This window comes from Limnospira sp. PMC 289.06 (genome assembly GCF_032350395.1).
GTDB lineage: Bacteria > Cyanobacteriota > Cyanobacteriia > Cyanobacteriales > Microcoleaceae > Limnospira > Limnospira platensis.
This window is the reverse complement of sequence record NZ_JARPLC010000205.1, coordinates 121-4,699: the sequence shown is the minus strand read 5'-3', so window position 1 is coordinate 4,699 and position 4,579 is coordinate 121. Positions and strand designations below refer to the sequence as shown.

Genomic DNA, 4,579 nt, shown 5'->3' with positions numbered 1-4,579 from the left:
TTTAAGAAATGTTAAAAAAATCGACCTTTTTTGGGGGGGGTGGTTGACTTGCGGGGAGGTTGACGCTATACTTTTAGATAATAGGAATAGTGACATTTTTAAAAAAGAAGGTAATATTTCCATTATTTAACATTACTATGTTAATTATAAACAATTGTCGCCGCCCTGTCAACCTCTGAGCCGGGGGCGATCGCAAGTTGATTAAAAAATCAAATTGTTAAGAAATGTTAAAAAAAACGACCTTTTTTGGGGGGGGTGGTTGACTTGCGGGGTGGTTGACGCTATACTTTTAGATAATGGTAATAGTGACATTTTTAAAAAAGAAGGTAATATTTCCATTATCTAACATTACTATGTTAATTATAAACAATTGTCGCCGCCCTGTCAACCCCTGAGCCGGGGGCGATCGCGAGTTGATTAAAAAAATCAAATTGTTAAGAAATGTTAAAAAAATCGACCTTTTTTGTGGGGTGGTTGACTTGCGGGGAGGTTGACGCTATACTTTTAGATAATGGTAATAGTGACATTTTTAAAAAAGAAGGTAATATTTCCATTATCTAACATTACTATGTTAATTATAAACAATTGTCGCCGCCCTGTCAACCCCTGAGCCGGGGGCGATCGCGAGTTGATTAAAAAATCAAATTTTCGGATAGCGAATAACTGATAAACTGATAAACTGTTTTGAGGCTATATCAAAATAATCAGAAGTATGGCAAAACCTAAGCGCATAGGGATTCTGACCAGCGGTGGTGACTGTGCTGGATTAAATGCAGTGATTCGGGCGGCGGTGTATCGAGCCCAGGGCACTTATGGCTGGGAAGTAATGGGGATACGCCAAGCCACCCACGGCTTAATGATGCGTCCTCCATCAGCGACACCGTTAACCATAGAAAAAGTAGATCCAATTTTAACAGCAGGGGGAACAATTCTAGGGACAACCAATAAAGGAGATCCCTTTGCTTTTCCGATGGCCGATGGTAGTGTGCAAGATCGCTCCCAAGAAATCATTGACGGGTATCATGAATTAGGATTAGATGCGCTGATTGGCATTGGTGGGGATGGTAGTTTAGCAATTTTAAGGCGTTTAGCAGTTCAGGGAAATCTGAACCTAGTTGGTGTGCCGAAAACCATAGATAATGATGTAGGTAGCACCGATCTATCAATCGGATTTGATACGGCTGTGAATATCGCGACCGAAGCCTTAGATAGGTTGCACTTCACGGCGGCCAGCCATAGCCGGGTCATGATTTTAGAAGTTATGGGAAGGGATGCGGGACACATTGCTCTCCATGCGGGAATTGCGGGGGGTGCGGATGTAATTCTGATTCCAGAAATTCCCTACAGTCTGGATAGTATTTGTCAAAAAATTGAGGATTTGCAGGAACAGGGAAAAAACTACTGTCTGGTGATTGTAGCGGAGGCGGTGAGGACTGGTGCGGGAGAAACGATGATGACGACTAATCAATTAGGTCAATCTCGGCTGGGTGGTATTGGTCATTATTTAGCCGATCGCATTTCCGAGGCTAGTGGTGCAGAAACGAGAGTGACGGTTTTAGGCCATATTCAAAGGGGGGGAACTCCTTCTTCTGTGGAACGTTTAATCGGATCAGCTTTTGGGGTAGCAGCAGTAGACTTAATTGCAGATGGTAAGTTTGACCAGATGGTAACTTGGCGTAACCGTCATGTGGAAAGTGTACCCATTGCGGAGGCGATCGCTCAGTATAAGGGTGTTGATACTAATGATATTCTAGTAAAGACAGCTCGGAGTATGGGAATCTGTTTAGGAGATTAACAATAGAAGCGGTGCTTTGGGGTGGGAATGAATCGTCAAATTTTACTGGAAAATCAACTCAAGCATTGGCACGAAGTAATAAGCGATCGCCCTAGAGATCCAGATGCTTACATTCGCCGGGGGATGGTGTATTTCAAACTTGGTCAAATTGCCGAATCAATTAAGGACTTCGACCAAGCGGAAGCCTTAGACCCCCGGATTAAACCATACCTGTGGCAGCGTGGTTTATCGTATTATTATGGGGAACAGTTCCAAGCAGGTGCGGAGCAGTTTGAGATTGATCTGACTGTGAACTCCCAAGATGTTGAGGAGACAGTATGGCGATATCTTTGTCTGGCTAAATTAGAGGGGGTAGAATCAGCTAGAATATCCTTATTGCCTGTCTCAGATGATTCTCGGACAATCATGCGACAAGTTTACAGCCTATATCAGGGAAATTGTACCCCGGATGAAGTGCTCAATAGGGGAACCTGGTTAGGACAACAGGGTAGATTTTATGCCCATCTTTACGTGGGATTATATTATGAGGCGGCGGGTGATCAGGAGCGATCGCGTTATTTTATCACCCAAGCAGCTACTCAGTATAAACTCAATGACTATATGTGGGATCTGTCTGTAGTTCACTGTCAACTGAGAGGATGGCAATAAAATTGAAATTAGGAATCTGAAACTATGACTTTGTTAGGAAACATCATCTGGTTAATTTTCGGAGGGTTTTTATCTGGATTAGGTTACATTATTGGTGGCATCACTATTTGTTTAAGCATTATCGGCATTCCCTTTGGTATCCAAGCGATTAAACTAGGGTTTGCTACCATGACTCCTTTTGGTAAAGAAAGCGTAGTTTCCCCAGATTCATCTAATCTTTTAACCATGATTTTTAACGTGGTATGGGTAATATTTTTTGGCTGGGAAATCGCCTTGTCTCATTTACTGCATGGTTTAATTTTGGCAATTACCATCATTGGGATTCCTTTTGCTAAACAACACTTTAAACTCATCCCTATGGCTTTATTACCCTTTGGTCGTGAATTTCGCGATATTTAAAGATAAGCCGAATGAGGTTAATTGTAATCAACCCAAGCAGCTATTTCCTGTAGTTTCCATGGTAATTCATGCCTCGCTCACCTAAATTAACCTTTGATCGCGGTACATTAACCTTGCATCCTCCCCCCAAAGGTAGAAGTTGGATTGATTACGCAGTTTGGGATGATCGGGTCGAGAAGTTTCGTGTACCTGCGATTTCTTACCCTTTTCTGATCAAGTGTTTACAAGAGGAAAAAGTAGATTTTATTGACGAAGCGAAAATCTTCCATCCCTTAAAGTTAGTTTCCCGCCTAGAAATGTCGCCTTATGTGCATCAACAAGAGGCTTTAAGCGCCTGGGAAAATGGCGGGAATAGGGGAGTTGTGGTATTACCGACAGCTTCAGGAAAAACCTACCTGGCGCAATTGGCTATAGAAGCGATCGCCTGTAGTACCCTAGTGGTGGTGCCGACCCTAGATTTAATGCACCAGTGGTATGCCCACCTAGTAGCTGCTTTCCCAGAGGCAGATATTGGGCTGTTGGGGGGCGGTTCACGGGATAAAACATCGATTTTGGTCGCCACATACGACTCAGCCACCTTGCAGGCGGAAACCCTGGGAAATCGCTATGGTTTATTGGTGTTTGATGAATGTCACCACCTCCCCACAGACTTCTATCGAGTGATTGCAGAATATGCGATCGCCCCCTATCGTCTAGGACTAACGGCGACCCCAGATAGGTCTGACGGTCGCCACAGTGATTTAAACCATTTAATCGGTCCGACGGTTTATCATCGCACACCGGAACAATTAGCGGGGGTGGCTTTAGCGGATCATGATATTGTGCAGATTAAGGTTAAACTGTCGGAACCGGAAGGCGATCGCTATCAAGAGTTAATTAAAGTTAGAAACGATTTTCTCAAAAGCCAAAATATCCGCCTAGGTAGTTTAGACGGTTGGAAACAATTTGTGATGGTCAGTGGGCGATCGGCTTCTGGTCGTCGGGCGATGTTAGCCCATCGTCAAGCTAAAGAAATCGCCCTTTGTACTGATGGAAAGTTACGGATATTAGGGGATATTCTCAGCCAAAATCACCCGGAAAGAACCATAATTTTTACAGTAGATAATACTACGGTTTACCGAATTTCCCAAGATTTCTTAATCCCGGCTATCACCCATCAAACGCCTGTGAAAGAACGTCATCAAATCCTGGATAAATTTCGCCAAGGAGACTATCGAACCCTGGTGGCTTCCCATGTTCTGAATGAAGGGGTTGATGTTCCCGATGCCAAAATTGCAATTATTTTATCAGGTACTGGGTCGGAGCGGGAATATATCCAACGCCTAGGAAGGGTATTGCGTAAGGGAAGCCAAACGGGAAAAAGGGCGGTTTTGTATGAGGTAATTACTGAAAATACCAGCGAAGAACAGACCTCCCAAAGGCGGCGGGGTCACCAAAAGCCCCAACGTGAAAAACCCAAGATTTCGCCACCTACCGGATTATATGATATAGAGCGATCGTCATCTCCCAAAGCGGCAGAATCTTCAGAAAAATGGGATATTGATAATTAATAATTGTAGGGGCGGGTTCTGGTGTCAATTCTCAATTCCCCACGACCATATTAATAAACCCGCCCGACTACGGATAATGGATAATTGTAGGGGCGGGTTCTGGTGTCAATTCTCAATTCCCCAGGACCATATTAATAAACCCGCCCTCACCCACCCACCGGGTGATTAATTAATAATTGTAGGGGCG

General features: G+C 43.8%; 4 protein-coding genes. All 4 read left to right on the top strand.

Annotation, left to right across the window (positions count from 1 at the left end; translation table 11 throughout):
* Positions 1-712 precede the first annotated feature (712 nt).
* The 4 genes from P5674_RS23210 (at position 713) to P5674_RS23195 (ending at position 4,392) form a co-directional block, all read left to right on the top strand.
* Complete coding sequence (locus tag P5674_RS23210; RefSeq protein ID WP_014276855.1) at positions 713-1,795, top strand: ATP-dependent 6-phosphofructokinase; 1,083 nt, start codon at positions 713-715, stop codon at positions 1,793-1,795.
* Positions 1,796-1,822: 27 nt separating this feature from the next.
* Positions 1,823-2,443 carry a tetratricopeptide repeat protein gene (locus P5674_RS23205; protein ID WP_014276854.1) on the top strand — a complete coding sequence of 207 codons (621 nt, stop codon included), beginning with the start codon at positions 1,823-1,825 and terminating at the stop codon, positions 2,441-2,443.
* A 24-nt stretch (positions 2,444-2,467) separates the two neighbouring features.
* Positions 2,468-2,842 carry a YccF domain-containing protein gene (locus tag P5674_RS23200; protein ID WP_014276853.1) on the top strand — a complete coding sequence of 125 codons (375 nt, stop codon included), beginning with the start codon at positions 2,468-2,470 and terminating at the stop codon, positions 2,840-2,842.
* A gap of 68 nt (positions 2,843-2,910) precedes the next feature.
* Entirely contained in the window at positions 2,911-4,392 is a 1,482-nt protein-coding gene (locus P5674_RS23195) for a DEAD/DEAH box helicase (protein WP_014276852.1), read from the top strand.
* Positions 4,393-4,579: the final 187 nt, after the last annotated feature.

Bases quoted from the DNA above. Each gene is read 5' to 3' on its own strand.
- P5674_RS23210 (WP_014276855.1), top strand. From the start codon at position 713: ATGGCAAAACCTAAGCGCATAGGGATTCTGACCAGCGGTGGTGACTGT.
- P5674_RS23205 (WP_014276854.1), top strand. From the start codon at position 1,823: ATGAATCGTCAAATTTTACTGGAAAATCAACTCAAGCATTGGCACGAA.
- P5674_RS23200 (WP_014276853.1), top strand. From the start codon at position 2,468: ATGACTTTGTTAGGAAACATCATCTGGTTAATTTTCGGAGGGTTTTTA.
- P5674_RS23195 (WP_014276852.1), top strand. From the start codon at position 2,911: ATGCCTCGCTCACCTAAATTAACCTTTGATCGCGGTACATTAACCTTG.